Source organism: Lewinella sp. 4G2 (assembly GCF_001625015.1).
In the GTDB taxonomy this organism is placed as follows: Bacteria; Bacteroidota; Bacteroidia; order Chitinophagales; family Saprospiraceae; genus Neolewinella.
In genome coordinates this window covers 2,705,953-2,724,249 of sequence record NZ_LVWJ02000014.1, presented here as the reverse complement: position 1 = coordinate 2,724,249, position 18,297 = coordinate 2,705,953, and the positions used below count along the sequence as shown (strand labels likewise).

At 56.4% G+C, this 18,297-nt stretch carries 17 protein-coding genes; 7 read left to right on the top strand and 10 right to left on the bottom strand.

Annotation, left to right across the window (positions count from 1 at the left end):
* The first annotated feature begins 14 nt into the window (after window positions 1-14).
* Complete coding sequence (locus A3850_RS11405) at window positions 15-440, top strand: hypothetical protein (protein WP_068216609.1); 426 nt, start codon at window positions 15-17, stop codon at window positions 438-440.
* A 27-nt stretch (window positions 441-467) separates the two neighbouring features.
* Here A3850_RS11405 and A3850_RS11400 read toward each other — a convergent pair whose 3' ends face one another.
* The 7 genes from A3850_RS11400 to A3850_RS11370 form a co-directional block, all read right to left on the bottom strand.
* Window positions 468-878 carry an OsmC family protein gene (locus A3850_RS11400; protein WP_068216607.1) on the bottom strand — a complete coding sequence of 137 codons (411 nt, stop codon included), beginning with the start codon at window positions 876-878 and terminating at the stop codon, window positions 468-470.
* A gap of 89 nt (window positions 879-967) precedes the next feature.
* Complete coding sequence (locus tag A3850_RS11395) at window positions 968-1,372, bottom strand: hypothetical protein (RefSeq protein WP_068216606.1); 405 nt, start codon at window positions 1,370-1,372, stop codon at window positions 968-970.
* A 3-nt stretch (window positions 1,373-1,375) separates the two neighbouring features.
* Window positions 1,376-2,122, bottom strand: a complete 747-nt coding sequence (locus A3850_RS11390; protein WP_068216604.1) for a hypothetical protein — start codon at window positions 2,120-2,122, stop codon at window positions 1,376-1,378.
* A gap of 151 nt (window positions 2,123-2,273) precedes the next feature.
* Window positions 2,274-3,320 (bottom strand): PA0069 family radical SAM protein, encoded by a 1,047-nt coding sequence (locus A3850_RS11385; protein ID WP_068216602.1) that lies wholly within the window; start codon window positions 3,318-3,320, stop codon window positions 2,274-2,276.
* A 181-nt stretch (window positions 3,321-3,501) separates the two neighbouring features.
* On the bottom strand, window positions 3,502-4,404 hold the full coding sequence (locus A3850_RS11380; protein ID WP_068216600.1) for an epimerase: 903 nt from the start codon (window positions 4,402-4,404) through the stop codon (window positions 3,502-3,504).
* 99 nt (window positions 4,405-4,503) lie between these two features.
* Entirely contained in the window at window positions 4,504-4,902 is a 399-nt protein-coding gene (locus A3850_RS11375; protein ID WP_068216598.1) for a hypothetical protein, read from the bottom strand.
* Between the two features lie 3 nt (window positions 4,903-4,905).
* Window positions 4,906-5,658 (bottom strand): hypothetical protein, encoded by a 753-nt coding sequence (locus A3850_RS11370; RefSeq protein ID WP_068216596.1) that lies wholly within the window; start codon window positions 5,656-5,658, stop codon window positions 4,906-4,908.
* 144 nt (window positions 5,659-5,802) lie between these two features.
* Here A3850_RS11370 and A3850_RS11365 point away from each other — a divergent pair, with 144 nt between their 5' ends.
* The 5 genes from A3850_RS11365 to A3850_RS11345 all read left to right on the top strand — a co-directional run bounded on the left by A3850_RS11365 (window position 5,803) and on the right by A3850_RS11345 (window position 13,504).
* A complete protein-coding gene (locus A3850_RS11365) occupies window positions 5,803-8,691 on the top strand; it encodes a glycosyl hydrolase (RefSeq protein WP_068216594.1) in 2,889 nt (962 codons plus the stop codon).
* Between the two features lie 303 nt (window positions 8,692-8,994).
* The gene (locus A3850_RS11360) at window positions 8,995-10,032 is read left to right on the top strand and encodes a rod shape-determining protein (protein ID WP_068216592.1); all 1,038 of its coding nucleotides are present in this window, start codon (window positions 8,995-8,997) and stop codon (window positions 10,030-10,032) included.
* Window positions 10,033-10,117: 85 nt separating this feature from the next.
* The gene (gene mreC / locus A3850_RS11355; protein ID WP_068216590.1) at window positions 10,118-10,945 is read left to right on the top strand and encodes a rod shape-determining protein MreC; all 828 of its coding nucleotides are present in this window, start codon (window positions 10,118-10,120) and stop codon (window positions 10,943-10,945) included.
* A gap of 23 nt (window positions 10,946-10,968) precedes the next feature.
* Window positions 10,969-11,493 (top strand): hypothetical protein, encoded by a 525-nt coding sequence (locus tag A3850_RS11350; protein WP_068216588.1) that lies wholly within the window; start codon window positions 10,969-10,971, stop codon window positions 11,491-11,493.
* Window positions 11,494-11,614: 121 nt separating this feature from the next.
* A complete protein-coding gene (locus A3850_RS11345; RefSeq protein WP_068216586.1) occupies window positions 11,615-13,504 on the top strand; it encodes a penicillin-binding protein 2 in 1,890 nt (629 codons plus the stop codon).
* Window positions 13,505-13,576: 72 nt separating this feature from the next.
* Here the strand turns inward: A3850_RS11345 and A3850_RS11340 are convergent, their stop codons facing one another.
* The 3 genes from A3850_RS11340 to A3850_RS11330 all read right to left on the bottom strand — a co-directional run bounded on the left by A3850_RS11340 (window position 13,577) and on the right by A3850_RS11330 (window position 15,220).
* Window positions 13,577-13,969, bottom strand: coding sequence for a biopolymer transporter ExbD (locus A3850_RS11340; RefSeq protein WP_068216584.1), 393 nt, complete (start codon window positions 13,967-13,969; stop codon window positions 13,577-13,579).
* 59 nt (window positions 13,970-14,028) lie between these two features.
* Entirely contained in the window at window positions 14,029-14,424 is a 396-nt protein-coding gene (locus A3850_RS11335; protein WP_068216582.1) for a biopolymer transporter ExbD, read from the bottom strand.
* A gap of 94 nt (window positions 14,425-14,518) precedes the next feature.
* Window positions 14,519-15,220: a MotA/TolQ/ExbB proton channel family protein gene (locus A3850_RS11330; RefSeq protein WP_068216580.1), complete on the bottom strand. Its 702-nt coding sequence runs from the start codon at window positions 15,218-15,220 to the stop codon at window positions 14,519-14,521.
* 275 nt (window positions 15,221-15,495) lie between these two features.
* Here A3850_RS11330 and A3850_RS11325 point away from each other — a divergent pair, with 275 nt between their 5' ends.
* Window positions 15,496-18,288, top strand: coding sequence for a M4 family metallopeptidase (locus tag A3850_RS11325; RefSeq protein ID WP_068216578.1), 2,793 nt, complete (start codon window positions 15,496-15,498; stop codon window positions 18,286-18,288).
* Window positions 18,289-18,297 lie beyond the last annotated feature (9 nt).

The window sequence follows — 18,297 nt, the reverse complement described above, 5'->3', positions numbered from 1 at the left end:
CGTAGTTTTGGGATATGGCTTTGCGTGGCAAAATCAAAAGGCAGATCAAGCGGCTCGAACGGGCTGCTAACGATGACTTCACCCTCATCCTGACGGGTGGGGCGGAGGCTTTTGCTACCCACGAGCTGCATCAATTGCTGCGGCGACTCAAGGTGAATAGTACCCGATTAGATAAACTGCGCGACTTCATGTTCCGAGTCGGCTTGGCCATCCCATTTTTGATGTTCGCGGCCACGGCGCTGTCATTGATCGGTTTGCGCTCGATGGTCGGCACCTGCCTGATCGCCATGCCGGTCTGCGTGCTCGTATTAGCGTTGACGCAGGTACACGTCAGTAGGAACTACGCCTGCGTGCGGCAGCAGAAGCGGTTGCGCCACATCATCCAACAGGAGCTGGACCGCCGCCGCCGGGGTACGGAGAGTCTCGTGGATATGGACTAGCGACCGCCCTACCCCAGCGGAACAAAATTACTTGAGCGTATACTCCAAAGTGATCTCCGTATCCAGCACTTTGGAAATTGGGCAGTTCACCTTAGCGTCTTGAATGATCTTATCGAATTCATCCTTGTCGATGCCCGGCACGGAAGCAGTAGTCGTCAGGTGCGAACCGACGACTTTTTGGTCCTGAAAGTCAACAGCGCAGTCCGTCTTGAGATCGCCCGGGGTGTAGCCGGCTTCGGTTAATCCGTGGCTCAGCGCCATCGTAAAGCAACCGGCATGGGCCGCGGCGATCAGTTCTTCCGGGTTGGTGCCCGCGCCGTCCTCAAAACGGCTGTGGAAACTGTAGTTCTGTTTGTCAAGCGTTTTGGACTTCGTGGTCAGGGTGCCTTTGCCTTCTTTTACGGTGCCGTTCCATTCGGCGATTGCGGTGCGTTTCATGTTGGGGTAGTATTAAAATTTGTCTCGCTTCTACTACGTCTCTTTCGTCACTGGTGTTTGATCTTATCCGGATTGATTCCTGACTGAGCTTAATTGATCGTAAGACAGAGTTCGGAGGCCCGTGATTCTCTGCCGTCGGTAGTCAGAAAGCTCATAGTGTAGCAGACGTTACTTCCGGACCTCCGCCTGGTTTCGTCGATAAAGCTCCGGGTGGACAAATTATAGTTGCCAATTTCTCGCTCGCCGTCCATGACCTGGATGCGCCGGAGTAGGTCTTCCTGTTCAACGGGGATGCGTAGCTCGTAAACACTGAAGTCCAGGATTACGACTTTGAACCCACCGGCTCGGTTGGGGTGGGTTGCCCGGTTGAAAATGAAAAGCGGTTTTAACTCAGGGTCGAAAATGTCCTGCGGCACCGGTTCGATGGGTTCGAATATTTCATCATTGCAAGAAAATAGAAGCAGACAACAGGCCAGGGCACAAAAGATTTTCATCGATCAGAATTGTAGGGTTAGGCCTATTGGATTTGTGGAACCTCCCAACTTTACTCGTGGGCGTTCGAAATGCGTAGTCCCCGACTGAAATGGATTCACCGGATTATACGTCGGACGTACGTAGCGTTTGCGGTTTTTACTCATAAACCGTTTAACCAGGACCGCAACACCAAGCGCGGCGAGAATGGAGGTGCCAACAACGATGGTGTTGTGTTCCCGCCGCACGTCATCAAACTCGGCTCTGCCATCGTTATAATTTTTAAGGAACTGCTCCGCGCCGTCAAATACGCCATCGTCGTAAAGCGTCCGTTGGCGTTCGGTATAATCCCTAAGCTCATCCAACTTATTGTTCCTTCCGGTCGCAGCTACTGCGGCCAGGCCCACTGAAAGGGCCGCGATTGAGCCCTCCCCAAGCACTCGCTTAAGCCGATTGGTGTTGTAGGTTGATAGCTCAGCGCGATAGGAGTTGTATTCCGCGGTGACCGTTCTCAGTCCTTCCCGAACGACCGTAGGTTTGCCGGCTTCCACGGTTATTGGAACCTCCCGTACGTCAAATTTTGGTGCCCATAATTCGACGTTGTAAGTTCCGGGCGCCAGTCGAATTGTATTGCTTTTTTTAAGCTCAAATACGCGCCCATCCACCCTTAGGAAGCTTTCGGCTGGTTGTACGTAAAAGGTAACGTTCTCTTGCCCACGTAGTGCGGATGCACAAACTACCAATAGCAGCAAGGCGGTTAATAGGCGATACATTCAGATAGGGTTTAGTTCTGTGGTAAAGAGAAATCAATAAACTACCCTATAAAACCTGATGCGGGACCGTGTTCGGCGTTTCGTGGAAAAATATTGTTAGCCTTTCCTGTTAACATAGTAGGAACCCAATCAATTTATGCTAGGATCTGCCCTAAAACAGCGACAATTGCGGCCGCCGCCGCGCCTCAAACAGATCAAAGTTATAGGCCGGCCAATCCGGCTCTCCGGGGAAGTACTTCCGCTTCGCCAATTGGTAGTGCTGGCCGATCATCCGGGCTACTTCGCCTTCCCCGCGGTGGCGGAAACCGAAGCGCCGTTCTTCCAAATTCCCGCCACGGCACTCCCGGATCTTGCTCAGCACCTTTTCCGCCCGGTCGGGAATCATCTTGTGGGCCCAGTCCGTAAAAATGGTGCCGATCTCATCGTTGAGGCGGACGATCGCGTACCCAATCCGCCGGGCACCTGCGTCAGCGGCACGTTTGGCGATGCCGAGGACTTCGTGTTCGGTGAGGCCGGGAATGATGGGCGCGATATTGACAGTGACCGGCACGCCGGCCTTGCTCAGTTCTTCTACCGCGCGGAAGCGTTGGGCGATGCTGGACGTGCGGGGTTCCAGCATGCGACGCACGTCTTCATTGAGGGTAGTGATGCTCAGCGCTACGTGTACCAGGTCATCCTGCGCGGCTGCGGCGATCAGATCGAGATCGCGCAAAATCAACGAGTTTTTCGTGATCAGTCCGAAGGGATGTTGCAATTCGCTTAGGACTTCGAGGCACTGCCGCGTAAGCCGCAACTTCTTCTCCGCAGGCTGGTAGCTATCCGTGTTGCCGGACATCATTACCGGCATAGGCTGATAATTCTTCTTCAACAGGGTCGAACGCAGTAATGCCGGTGCCTCGGCCTTATAAAGGATCTTCTGCTCGAAGTCGATCCCCGCAGAGTAGCCCCAGTACTGGTGAGTCGTCCGCGCAAAACAGTAGACACAGCCGTGCTCACAACCCTGGTAGCAATTCAGCCCGTAGCCATTCCCCAGATCCGGGCTGGTGATCTTATTCAAGATCGTCTTGGGGTGGGTCGGGATCAGCTGGGTACGCAGCTCATCCTCCGGGTCCGGCAACTCATCGTAACGCAGATTGTGGTACGGATTAGCGGTATTGATCTGCGCACCGCGGCCCGCGCGAATTGGAGGTTGAGGCATTCGGTAAAAATACGATTTGTTTTACATAATTGCAATGAGGAACAAATCAAACTCCAACTGTATTCTTAGCTATCCAACTTCTGTCCGCTACCTGCGAAACTTCGATCTACATGGTAAACGCCCTGAATAATGCAATGCGGGCGCTGCCGCAGGTGCAACGTAAGTGGGCAAGTAAATAGGACTAATCGCAAAGGTCCGCTAACGCCTCCCGCAATTGGGGAAACTTAAACTCAAAACCCTCCTCCGCTAAACGCCGGCTACGGAGGTAGCGACCGTAAAGAGCCAAATCCGGATCCGTCCGGAAGAGCAATTTGGCGCCAATCCGGACCGCAAACGCCGGTGCCGGCAAACCGATGGGAACCTTTAGTGCCCGGCGCAGCAGTCCCATAAATTCCTTATTGGTAACTGGATTGGGTGCCGTAGCGATGTACGCCCCCTCCATCGTTTCGTCGGTGATGCTGCGCAGCATCAACTCGTTCATATCGTCCTCGTGGATCCAGCTCATTCCCTGCCGACCGTTCCCGACGGTACCGCCCAGGCCCAGCTTCACGATTTGGGATAAACTGGCGAGGGCTCCCCCACCCTTTCCGACGACGAAACTGGTACGTAGGCGGACCTCGCGCATACCATTTGGGAGGTGGTCCAAAAGTGATTTCTCCCAGGCTCGCCCTACGAAGGGCGCGAGGCCGTGGCCGAAATGGTCATCCTCCGTGAGGAGTAGTTCCGAGTCTCCGTAAATGTGCCCCGTCGACATTTGCACCCACACCGGTGGCTTGGTTTCCAGCCGTGCCAGTGCCTCCCCAATCACGCGGCAGGAGTCTACCCGGCTGCGTAGGATGACGTCGATATTGTCCGGCGTTTTGATGCAGTCCACGGACCTCCCCGCCAGGTTAACGATGGCATCGGCGGTGACTAATTCTTCCGCCCAGGGGCCTAACGTCCGCCCGTCCCACTCCAGAAATTGGTGGCGGGACTGCGTGGGTCGGTTCCGCGCAATCTGGACGGGTAGGTGACCCCGCTCCGCCAAATGGTCCGCGAAACTGCTGCCGATGAATCCGGTGCCACCGAATAGGAAGATCTTCATATTGTCGAGGCTTGGTGTTTGCTCTCCCTAATGCAAGCCGAGCACGAAGGTTGCACGGAAAAGTTTCCATCCTCAGCAGGTTGCGGAGCTAGGCCACACTTACGGCATGAAACAGATCTCGTTCCCCCGGCTGGTGAGGCCATTGTCCAGTAAGAAAGCCGCATTGAAGCAAATCTGTTGGACGCCAACGGCGTACTCCACGACAAAACTCAGACGGTCAAATTCGATCTCCGGGCCGAGGTTAACCTTCACGCCGATGATGCGGTCCAATTGCAGGTCGGAGAGGCTGGATCGGTCCGCGTCAATGGTCACCCGCACGGCCCGGGTATCAAATCCCCTTGGGCTGGGTGCGCTGACGCTGACGAGAGAAAAGAGGTCGGGGCCACCCTCCTCCAGGATATTGTTCTCCGTTTCATCCAGGCCAGCCAGGACTTCGTCTTCGCAAGCCGTGATGGTGAGTAGCAGCAAGGGAAGGAGGAGTAGTTGTAGGGTTTTCATCACTTAAAAGTTGAGGGTGAGGCCAAAAGGTGTTTGGGTAGTTCCGGGGCGGAGACGTACGGCATCACGCAAGGTTTGCCGTTGCTCCAGGAAAGGATTTGCCGGCGCGTACTTCAGCCGGGGTTGTGGATCCCTTTTGCGAATCAGAAATCGGTAGACAACGAGGCCCACGCCGGCAGCGGCGACGACCGAGCCGATGACGACGTTACGATTATAGCTGTCCTGTTCGTCTTCAAAGTCCGCCAAGGCAGCGTCAAAATCATCTCGCGTATCTACGATCTCACTGGGCGTCACGGCGGCGCGGTAGGCCAGCCGGGAATTGGTGACGAAGGACTCCGCACCGTCCACGTCCGCTCCCCCACCCGTGAGGGCAGCGTAAGTTCCGGCGCCGGCCATGGCCAGGGCGGTCACGTCCACAAAGGTGCGTTTGAAGCGTTCGAGGTCCCGCTCGAAGGAAGCCTCGCGGAAGGATTCGTACTCCGCCGAAACCGTTTTCAGGGCAGCGTTGACGACCAGTGGCTTGCCCGCCTCCACGGTGAATTCTTTGGTGATGATCTCGAACTGCGGCGCCCAAATCTTGGCGGAATAGACGCCGGGAGAGAACTCGTACAGTTTCGTTTCCGAGAGGTCGAGCACCTGCCCGTCCACCCGGATGAAGGCATTGCCCGGCAGGACGTTGAAGGTGACGGCATTCTGCGCGGTCAGCGACCAGCAGCAGCCCAGGCAGAGCGCCAGGCTGAATAGATATTTGAACATGTTATGGGGTTTAAATGCGGAGGCCAAGGTAGGCTATACCGGACACTTCCACCCCACCCCTTCGGTCAATACGCCGTATTCACCGTCCGGTCTTTTTTGGCTTCGTACCTTGCGCCCCTTCACTTCCGAGCTAATCAACCGCCAATGCGTACTTTCTTTTTTTCACTGCTCCTCGTCCTATTGCACTGCACCTGCGTCAGCGCCCAGAGCCCTACGGTGGCGGCGGTGCGGGACCAGGGTTACCAACAACGCCTTTTCCTGCAGCAGAACAGCCCGGCGGCGGGACTGAAATTTGAAAACATCGGCCCGAGTATCATGAGCGGGCGGGTGACGGACGTCGCCGTGGACCCCGCCGACCCCCGGCATTTCTACGTTGCCTACGCCAGCGGTGGCCTCTGGGAGACGAAGGATGACGGCATCACTTTTGAGCCTCTTTTTGACGACCTGCCCGTAATGACGATCGGCGCCATCGACGTGCACTGGATCACCAAAACGATCTACGTGGGCACCGGCGAAGTGAACTCCAGCCGCTCCTCCTACGCCGGCAATGGCGTGTACCGAAGCACCGACGGCGGGAATAGTTGGACGCACGTAGGCCTCCCCGAATCCCACCACATCGGCCGGGTGATCGTGGACCAGCGCGACGTCAGCACCGTCTGGGTCGCCGCCATGGGCCACCTCTACAGCGATAACCCAGAACGCGGTGTGTTTAAGACCACCAACGGCGGTGGCACCTGGACGAAGACGCTATTCGTTAACGACAGCACCGGTGTAGTGGACCTCATCCGCGACCCACGCAACCCCCAGGAATTGTACGCCGCCAGCTGGGAACGCAGCCGCAAAGCCTGGAATTTCAAGGAGTCCGGCAAGGGCAGTGGCGTTTACCACAGCACCGACGGCGGCACAAACTGGTCGCAGATCAGTAATCGCTCGGGTGGTTTTCCACTCGGTGAAGGCGCGGGGCGTATTGGCTTGAGCATCAGCTACGATACGAACGGTGATCGCTACCTTTACGCAAGCATCGACAACTACTTCCGCCGCGACGCGGAACCCCGGGATACGCTCGATAAAACCCTTACCAAAGATCTACTGCGGAGCATGCCGCAGGCCGACTTCCGCCGCCTCCAGACCTACCAGCTTGACGATTTCCTGAAGGGCAACGGCTTCCCCGCCGATCTCGACGCGGCGACGCTTTTGGCGGATACAACCGACGAAGCGATCTCCCCCCTCGACCTCGTGGAATACCTCGAAGACGCCAACTCCCTGCTCTTCGACACGCCAGTGAAAGGCTTTGAACTGTACGTATCCAAGACCAACGGCGAGAAGTGGGAGCGTACCCACGCTGAGTTCATTGACGGGCTTTACAACAGCTATGGGTACTATTTCGGCGTCATTCGCACCCTGCCGGACGACCCGATGACGGTCTACGCGCTCGGCGTACCGATCATCAAATCAACCGACGGTGGTGCGACCTGGGCCGGCATCAACGGCGACAACGTTCACGCCGATCACCACGCATTGTGGATCAATCCTGAGCGCCCCGACCACCTGATTAACGGCAACGACGGCGGCATCAACATCAGCTACGACGGCGGCAAAAATTGGCGCAAGGCCAATAACCCGCCCCTCGGCCAATTTTACTCCATTGCGGTCGATGACCACCCCGATGGCTACCGCGTTTACGGTGGTTTGCAGGACAACGGTACCTGGCGCGGGCCCAATAATTACTCCGCCAGCCCCGGCTGGATGCAACGCGGTGAGTATCCCTACAAAATGCTCTTCGGCGGTGACGGAATGCAGGTGGAGGTTGACCCCCGGGATAACAATACCGCCTACCTCGGCTACCAGTACGGCAACTACTACCGGATGGACATGGCCGCTGACACCTCCACCTACATCACCCCGAAACACAAGCTCGGTGAGCGCCCCTACCGCTGGAACTGGCAGAGCCCGATCCTGCTCAGCCCCCACGATCCCGACGTAGTCTACATGGGGTCCAACCGCTTCCACCGCAGCAGCGACCGGGGTGCCAACTGGGCCATTACGAGTGAGGATCTGACGCAGGGTGGCAAGCCGGGCGACGTTGCCTACGCGACACTTACCTCCATCTCCGAAAGTCCCATCACCAAAGGGCTGCTTTACGTTGGTAGCGACGATGGCTTGATCCACCGCAGCGATGATGGTGGCGAGACCTGGACGAACATCAACAACGGGCTGCCGCGGAATCTGTGGGTCAGCCGAATCGCCGCGGGCAAGCACGATGCTTCCACCGTCTACCTCACCCTCAATGGTTACCGAAATGATGATTTCACGAGCCACGTTTACAGGAGTACCGACCAAGGGGCCAGCTGGGACCGAATCGGTCAGTTCCTACCCACGGAGCCCGCTAACGTGATCCTGGAAGACTATTCCTCCCCCAACCTACTCTTCGTCGGTTCCGACCACGCCCTCTACGTGAGTATCGATGGCGGTAAGAAGTTCAATACCGTAAACAATGGCTTGCCGGCCGTGGCGGTCCACGATCTTGTCATTCACGAGCCCAGCGGCGACCTGATCGTCGGCACCCACGGGCGGTCACTTTACAAGGCCAACGTCAAACTCCTGCAGGCCGCCGCGCGGGAATCCGGTGCCATGGCCATTGATGCTCCCGAGGTTGTCCGTTACTCCAGCCGCTACGGCACCCTGGATTTTGACCTTCAGACCCGTAAGCCAGAAATGAAGTTCGCCGTTTATAATCCGGGCGCTGCCGCGGGTGCGGAGTTAAGGATCAAGAGCGACGACGGAACAACCCTCTACCAGCGGGATCTGAAATTGATGCCGGGCATCAACCAGTTCACCTACGACCAGACCTTCGATGGGCGTTTTGCCGAAATGGTCAGCGTTGCCTTGACCAATATACAGGAAGACAGCAGCCGCCCCGCCGCTAAAGTGGAAGCTGCTAAGGACGGTAATTTCTACCTCCGCAAAGGCAATTATACCCTGACGGTGGCGGCCGGCAGCAACGTGGTCGAGCATTCCTTCGAAGTGAAGTAGTTCCGTCCCGAAATCAATTCCTGAGGCTCGTGCATTCCATCCGCTTACTAGAGTGAGCGGATGGATGTACGGGCTTTCTCTTTTTAACTACTGCTTGCACTAATAAATCCCGTAAACATCAATCACTTACGGGCAATTTTTGCGACTTTTGCACTTTGTAAGTAGGGCGACTAATTGTTGCCCTTACTTTACACCAACTCAATACTAAGTGCCGGGGTAAACACTTTGACTCTGCGGTCAAGAACCTACTTCAAACCGACCCACGGCCGAAACAGCATCGCGCTACGCTAACCACCGGAATACATGAGGTTATTCAGTCTTTTTCAGCAAAACCTGGCCATTGATTTGGGGACCGCCAATACCCTGATCATTCAGAATGGAGAGGTGGTGATTGACGAGCCTTCCATCGTAGCCATCAACCGTAAAACGGAGGAGACCATCGCCGTCGGTTACCGCGCCATGCAAATGCACGAGAAGACTCACGAAAACATTCAGACTGTCCGCCCACTGAAGGACGGGGTGATTGCCGACTTCCGCGCCGCCGAACACATGATCAAGGGGATGATCGAAATGATCGGGACCCGCAAGTCATTCCTCACCCACCTCAAAATGGTGATCTGCATCCCTTCCGGCATCACCGAAGTAGAAAAGCGCGCCGTATTTGAAAGCGCCGCCCGGGTAGACTCCAAAGAGACCTACCTCATCTACGAACCCATGGCCGCCGCCCTCGGTATCGGCCTCGACGTAGAGGAACCCATTGGCAACATGATCATCGACATTGGGGGTGGCACGACGGAAATTGCCGTCATCGCCCTGTCGGGAATTGTTTGCGACCAGTCCATCCGCACGGCGGGGGATGAGTTCACCGAGAACATCGTCAACTACATGCGCCGAAGCCACAACATCCTGATTGGGGAGCGGACGGCAGAGCAGATCAAATTCCACGTAGGTTCCGCCCTCGGCCAACTGGATAACCCACCGGAAGATTACGCCGTCAATGGCCGGGACTTGCTCAACGGTATCCCCCGCCAGATCACGGTCAATTACCAGGAGATTGCCGCGGCGCTCGATGAATCCATTCAGGCTATCGAAGAAGCCGTCATCCGTGCCCTGGAGACGACGCCTCCGGAACTCGCCAGCGACATATACAAGACCGGCCTATACCTCACCGGAGGTGGTGCCCTCCTCCGTGGTTTGGACAAGCGTCTCAGTGCCAAAACCCAACTACCCGTCCACGTTGCCGAAGACCCCCTGACTGCGGTTGTCCGTGGCACCAGCAAGGCTTTGGCGGATACGCGGCGGTACAAGAGTATTTTGGTACCGAGCTCCAGCGTAAGTTAATTATCAGTCTATAGTCTGTAGTCTTTAGTCTATAGTGCATCTACTCAAGACTAAAGACTACAGACTATAGACTACAGACTACCCCGTGCAGCAACTACTCCGCATATTTTTCAGCAACGGCAGCTTCTTCACCTTCGTGGCGCTGCAGCTGGTAAGTATGTACTGCATCATCAGCTTCAACAGCCCCCAGGCTTCCATCGCCGCCGAAACCTGGAGCATCCGGGCGGGGGCCGTCCGTAGCGTGACGGAGAGCGCGCGGGATTACCTGGACCTGGAGGCGGAGAACGAAGCTTTACGCCAGGAAACGGCCCGGCTGCGACAGCTCCTCCCCGAAAGCAGTTATGACGCCAAGGTGGTGGTGGATTCGATGGAAGACCGCCAACTCATCCAGCGTTACAACTACCTGACTGCCCACGTCGTCAACCGCTCGCCGTACCGGCCCAACAATACGCTGATCATCGACCGTGGACGTACTCTTGGCGTCCGGCCCGGCCAGGGCGTAGTGGGAGCCACCGGGTTGGTGGGTATCGTAGACCGGGTTACGGAGAACCACGCGCGGGTGCTCTCCGTCCTGCACCAGAGTATTCGCATCAGTGCGGGTTTGCGCTCCGGCGATTTTGGCACCCTGCGTTGGGATGGCCAGGATCCGCGTTACGTCACCGTAACCGATTTGGCGGATTACATCAAAGTCGCTCCCGGGGATACGATCTTCAGTACGGGTTACTCCAACGTCTATCCAACCAACCAGGTGATTGGGACGGTTGAGTCGGCGGAGGTACAGCCGGGCACGGGAAGCCAGAACCTGCGCGTAGCGCTATCCAATGACCCCTTGATTGAGACTGACGTATTCGTCGTGCAAGACCTATTCAAAGATGAATTGTCTGGCCTTGCCGACGAGGGAGAGACTAACTAATCAACGCTAACGACTAACCTAATATGCGCGGTTCCGACCCCATCAGTAATGGAATACGGTTTGTCGTTTTTCTCTTCCTGCAGGTTTTCCTGTTCAGGCAGGTGAGTATTTCGTTTGGGGGGACGGCCTACCTGTCCATCATCGTCAGTCCGCTCTTCATCGCTTTACTCCCGCTCCGGACGCCACGGCCGCTCGTGGTGCTTTTTGCCTTCCTACTGGGCTTTGGTACGGACCTCTTCTACGAATCACTGGGGGTGCACATGGCGGCGGCCTGCTTCACCGGTTACATGCGCCAATTCATCTTGCGCTCCCTCGAGCCGAAGGATGGTTTTAAAGTAAAGGCGAGCCCCGAAGGACGGGATTTAGGTTTCAGCTGGTGGATGAAATACCTGGCCCTTATGCTGACCGCCTACCTGGTTTGGTACTTCAGCATGGAAGCTTTCTCTCCCGTATTTTGGAAGGATATTACGCTGAAGGTGGCTTGTTCCCTTCCGGTATCCTGGTTGGTTTCACTGGTGCTCGTCATCTTCATTCGGCCAAAGATTTAAGCTCTTGTCCAAGAGTACTTCTGGACCAACGTGGTGTCGCGCATCCAGCAAAATGGACGGTATTGTTTTAGCGTTTACCAATCACGAGTAACCGATCTTCACCATCTCAAATCAATAATCTATGCAGGGGAGCGCCCCAGCGGCTCAACATCCACGCGCCATCACGATCAGGATCATCTTCGTGTTGATCACCCTGTTCCTGGTGGGGAAGGCCATCCATTTGCAGGTGGCCAGTTCCTACTGGCAGCAGCGGGCGGACCGGGTGGGGTTCAGCAAGGAGCAGCTCTATCCAGCACGAGGATTGGTCACGGATCGGAACGGCTACTTACTCACTAATAATGCCCCGGTCTACCAGATCGAGATGACGTACAACAAGTTCGCCAAGCACGCCGCTGCGTTCGATACACTGGAGTTCTGCCGCCTGCTTAACATCAGCCGAGACTATTTTGAGAACGCAATTCCCAAACAGTGGGCACCGAAGTACAGCAAGAGCAAGCCTTTCATTTTCCTGCCCAACGTCTCGCCTACTAAGTACGCTACGCTGCAGGAAAATCTGTTCCGCTTTCCTGGCATTTCGGCGAGCCTGCGGAGTTCCCGCAACTACCCGCCGGGGGTTGCGGCTCACTTACTGGGTTACATGGGTGAGGTCAACCAAAAAGCCATTGACCGCGGCGACGGGGCCTATAACCGGGGAGATTACCACGGGATTTCCGGTATTGAGTACGAATACGAAAGCCACCTCCGCGGTAAGAAGGGCAAGCGCTGGCAGTACCTGGACCGCCTCGGCCGTGATGTCGGCAACGTTAAGGCAGAGGAGGATGCCGTAGTCGGTTCCAACCTCATCACCACCTTGGACCTCAAATTGCAACGATACGGGGAGAGTCTGATGGTCAATAAGGTAGGGGCGGTCATCGCCATCGAGCCGGCTACCGGGGAGATCCTCTCCATGATCTCCGCGCCTACCTACAACCCCAACTTACTCAGGATCGGTCGGCAACGTGGCCGGGCTTTCACGATGCTGCAACAGGATACGTTGAAGCCACTTCTCAACCGGGCCGTCAACGGGAAGTACGCGCCGGGGTCACCCTTCAAATCCCTCGTCGCCCTCATCGGAATGCAGACCGGGACGCTGGAGGCCAACCGCAGTATGTCCTGCAACGGAGGTTTCCGAAGCGGTGGCCGGTTACTGTTGGGTTGCCACGCCCACCCCTTCATCAACAACGTTCCACAGGCGATTGCCCAGAGTTGTAATAATTACTTCGTCACCGCCTGGCTGGAAACCATTAATCGGGATGGGTCGGTTTCCCCCAAGGAAAAAATGGATGAGTTCAATGACTACCTAGGGCAGTTCGGTCTGGGTAAAAAGCTAGGAATAGATTTCCCCGGCGAGATCAATGGCTTCCTACCTACGAGTGATTGGATGATGGCTAACTCCGAAAGAAAAGGCGATGATTTCTGGCGCGCTATTTGGTATAGATCACTGGCCATCGGACAGGGAGAATACGAAATGACCAGCCTCCAGATCGCCAACTTCACGGCGGCCATCGCCAACCGGGGTTTCTGGTACACGCCTCACCTCGTCAAACAGTTACAGGAAGGCAACGAATCCGTGACCCGCCCACTCCGGGTGGAACGCCACAATATTGACATTGACGAACGCCACTTCGAAACCGTCGTGGAAGGCATGCGCCAGACCGTCCTGAGTGGTACCGCCCGCCGCGCTGACGTCCCCGGCCTGGACGTATGTGGCAAGACCGGTACCGTACAAAATCGCTTCGGTGACCACAGCGTTTTCACCGCCTTTGCGCCACGGAACGATCCGCAAATCGCCATCCTGGTCTACATCGAAAACGGGGGCTACGGCGGCACCATCGCCGCACCCATCGCCAGCCTGATGATCGAGAAGTACCTCAACGGCGAAATCGCCAAAAACCGCCAGTACCTGGAAACCAGGATGTTTGAGACGGATATGACCAGCCGGGGGGAGACTTCTATTCGGGAGATAGAATAATAGTCTGTAGTCTGTAGTCTAGAGTCTACAGTGGCCCCAACTATAGACTACAGACTATAGACTACATACTAATCACTCCTCCGCCGCCAATACCCCATTAATATTCAGCCGCATTGCCATATCCATCACGGTGACGACGCCTTCCACCGGTGCGTTGCGAGTGGGGCTGATGAGGATGGACTGGTCGCGATCTGCTTTACCCGTCAGGTAAGTTTCCAAAGCTTCGGGGCTGATGCTGTTACCGTTTAGCAGGAAGGTGCCCTGGTTGTTGATGGTCACGTCGTCAATGTTCCGGGTGCTGGGGCTCGTGGGGGTGTCCGAACGGCCGGGCATCTTCAGATTCAGCGCGTGGGGGGCTACTACGGTGGACGTCAGCATGAAGAAGATCAGCAATAGGAAGATGATATCCGTCAGGGAGGACATGCTGAATTCGGCGGTAACCTTGCTGCGTTTGCGTAAAGCCATTTTTTAGTCTGTAGTCTTTAGTCTGTAGTCTATAGTGCTAGCACTACTCGACTACCCTACTACTTAGGTTGAGTAGCGATGATCGCCCGGGCGCGGTTCTGCGCGGCGAGGGTCATGATGGGAGTGATGTTTTTGAAGGGTACGCCGGTTTCGGCTACGATGGTCACGGTGGTGTTTTCTTCGTCGTCGGATTGGGCGATGGCGTCGTTTACCGCGGCGGCGATGGCGGCTCCCCGCACTTCCTGGCTGTTGACGCTCACCTTGCCGTCCTTCTCTAACTGGACGACGATGTTCGTCGGGGCCACCGTCTGGCTATCCGAGCGCGGCAGTTCAAAGGGCTTGATCTGCACGAAGTTGGACGTCAGCATGAAGAAGATCAACAACAGAAAAATGATGTCCGTGAGGGAGGACATGTTGAATTCCGCGTTGGGCTTATTGGAGCGTTTTAAGGGCATATTTAGTCTATAGTCTGTAGTCTGTAGTCCGCTGTCCGTAACCCAATAGCTACGTGGTGACACTATAGACTATTGACTACAGACTGTAGACTACTTACCCCGGTTCCTGCAATAGATCCATAAACTCCGTAGTACTCCGCTCCATCTTGTAAACGACTCGCTCCACGGAGGCGACGAGGTAGTTATAGCCAACGAAAGCGAGGATACCGATGAAGAGGCCCGCAGCCGTCGTCAGCAGGGCGGAATAGATGCCACCGGCGAGGACGTCCGGCGTAATGTTCTCCGCCGTACTCATTTCGTAGAATGCCGCAATCATACCGGTCACGGTACCAAAGAAGCCAATCATGGGGGCGGCACCGGCGATACTGGCCAGCGTGCTCAGTCCTTTTTCAAGGCGGAAGATCTCCAGGTTACCAACGTTCTCAATGGAAGCATCGATATCCCGTAGTGGGCGGCCGACGCGGCTCAGGCCTTTGTCCACCATCCGCGCAACGGGGCTGTCCGTCGTGGCGCAAAGGGCGCGGGCGTTGGCCATGTTTCCGGCCGACATTTCCAGGCGGATGCGCTCCATGAATCCTTCGTCTTCAGCACCGGCGGATTTAATCACCGCAACGCGTTCCAGAAAGATGTAACAGGCTATCACGAACAACAACAGCAGAATACCAACGATGATCATCGTCAGGATGCCGGAGTCCAGCAATACGGAAAACAGATTCTGGCTTTCGACGATTGGTTCTTCCGTGCTGGTCAGGGTGGGTTCTGCCTGCAGCAGGAGATAGCGAAGGTTGGAAAACATTGGGGTGTGTATTTAGCATCAGCAAAACGTCGGTGCGCCGTCTTTCGTATGTCGGGTGGGCGCAGCGACTCTCTAAGTCTGCCAAAGGTAAGTAAGGGCGGGTGAAAAACGAACGTAGTCACTCCCTCCGTGCTGACCAGTGTATATGCAACACGATCTATTGCCCGCCACTGCGTCCGCCACCTTCCCTAAGCTACTGTCATTCAACCCATCACATTATAAATAAACCTAATAACAGTACCTTTATGTGTTGATTTTTCCAAATGTGTCTTTCCATGAAATTAGGCCTTTCCGCGCTCTGCCTGCTGCTGAGCTTCGCAGCCGTGGCTCAAACGTCCGCCCTGACGCCCGAAAGTGTGGCTGAGCTACAGGCTCGTGGCTACACCGTCAAGGTGAATACGGAGCGTTACTTTACTTTAGAATTAGCCGCCATTGCGGTCCCCCCCGCTGAGTTTCTGCGTACGCACGTCACCATTTTGGGCGCTGCCGCAGGTACAAAGTTTGTACCGGGAACGGGAACGCGCGCCGTGGATGGGGCCCGGTACATCCGTTTCGGACAGCGCCTCAACAATGCGGATGTCATTGGCGGGGAGGTGAGCCTGCGGCTGGACGGTCGGGGATTCCCCAGAACAATCAGCGGGTACCTCGCACCGGCGGACGCCTTTTCCTCACTTGCCCTTTTCTCTGCACCCGCGGCAGCGCCCGTATTCTCCGAAGCTGCATTAATTGATGCTGGACGAGCACACTTAACCACGCAGTACCCCACCATCGCTGATTGGCAGGTTGAACCCAAAGACGTGGTTTGGATCTCCGCCAACCCTTGGTCAAAGACAGAAAAAAGGCACCGGACGCAGGCCATCGAATTTACCGAGCCCGGAGGTTTCCGTGGCACGATGGTGTACGTTGACGTGCTCACGGGCAAACCCATTTTCGACCACCAACTGCACTGCGACCTGGACCGGCAATTGTACTCAACGACCACCGACCCGACTAATTTAATCTGGGAAGAGGGCCAGGCCTTTCCCGGCAACCTCAATGCTGAAGGCCAGGAAATGCTGACCGCCACCGGCGAAGTCTACCACCTCTACCACCGCACCTTCGGCCGCAATAGTTACGACGACGCGGACGGCGTGATGCGCACCCTCACCGACCGCCAGGACGCCTGCCCGAATGCTTCTGCGAGCGGCGACCTGATCCGCCACTGCCCCGGAACAGTGACCGATGACATCGTAGCCCACGAGTGGACGCATAACTACACCGGTGCCATGGGCAATCCCATCTATCAGTACGAAACTGGGGCGATCGACGAGGGACTTGCCGACATCTTCGGTGAAGCCATTGACCTCCTAAATGACCGCGGCAACGACTTCAACGATGACCGGATGCGGACCCGCTGCGACAATAACAGCCAACGCTGGCGGCTGGGGGAAGACGCGGCCGTATTCGGCGGTGCCCTCCGCGACATGTACAACCCCGAGTGTGAAGGCGACCCGAGCAGCCGGAGTAGCAGCAGCTTTTCCTGTGACCCCTTTATCGACAATGGTGGCGTCCATATCAACAGCGGTGTCGTGAACCGGTCTTTCTCCCTATTGGTGGATGGCGGCACTTTGAATGGCACGACGGTGAATGGAATCGGCCTGACCAAGGCCCTGCACATCTACTTCCATGCCAACGAAAACTACCTTGGCCGAGTGACCGACTTTCGCGCCTTCGCGGATATGCTGCTGCAGAGTACCGAAGACCTCTACGGTACGGATCTGCCAAGCCTTACGTTGATTGATCTGCCCGCCGCGCCCTCCGGACTGATCCTCACCGCAGCTGACCGGGCCGAAGTGGAGAACGCCCTCACGGCTACCGGGATGCTGACGCCCAACGCCTGCCCCTCCACCCCTACCCTCGCCCAGAACCCTCCCGCCAGTTGCGGTAGCAATCCGGAAAACCAGGAACGCATCCACCTCAACGAAGACTGGGAAAATGGGCTCGGCCCCTGGACGCTGAACCAAAACCCAAGTAATCCCGCCACGTGGACGGACCAACCCTGGGTGATCCTGGACAACCTCCCCGACGGTCGCGCCGGTACCGGAGTTTACGCCGCCGACCCCGCCATTGGCGACTGCGTTGACGACCTCGAGAACGGCTCCACCGCAATCACCAGCCCCATCATTGAGCTACCGGCGGACGCTGCGCTGATGGAACTTCGCTTCAACCACTACTATGCTACGGAGCGGAACTATGACGGCGGCGTGCTACAGTATTCCCGCAACAACAGTTCCTTCCAATTGGTCCCCATCCAAGCCTTCATCTATAATGGTTACGACGGCGCACTGATTGGGCCGGGAAGTAACGACAACCCTTTTGCTGGGCGCCAGGCCTTCCACGGCTCGGATAGCGGGCGCAATACCGGCACCTGGGGTACTTCGGTGGTGGACCTGGACTACTTCGCCAACCCCGGCGACGACCTCCGCCTCCGGTGGACGATGACTTTTGACGGTTGCAACGGCACCCTGGGTTGGTATTTGGACGAAGTCACCGTAAGCTCTTGCGTCGCCGCTGCCTTACCCGTTATCTGGAGTGAAGTTTCGGCCGAGGCGAAGAAGGACGACATCCTGGTAAAATGGACAACGACGGAGGAAACAGACAACGTCGGCTTCACGGTCGAGCGTACGGATAATGGTAAACCGTTCACCGCCATTGGGACCGTAGCCCCGACAACTGAGACCACCGGTGAGTACGGCTTCGTCGACGAAGCGCTGGTACCGGGAACGAACTACACTTACCGGATCGCCCAGCGTGACTTCGATGGATCCATCAGTTACTCCCCACTGGTTTCGGCTGTGCTCTCCGGGAAAGTTGAGGGCATTGCCGCCTTCCCGAACCCCGCGACCGACCGGTTGACGATCAAAGCCGCGGATGGCTTACCTGTTTATCTACTGGGAAGTGACGGGCGTCTGATTAGCAAAACAATCATTAAGGGAGGTAGCGCTAGCCTTCAAGTGGCTGATTTACCGGCGGGCGTCTATTTCCTACGTCAGGGGTCCGAAAGCTTGAAGGTAGTTATCGGGAATTAGGACAAATAC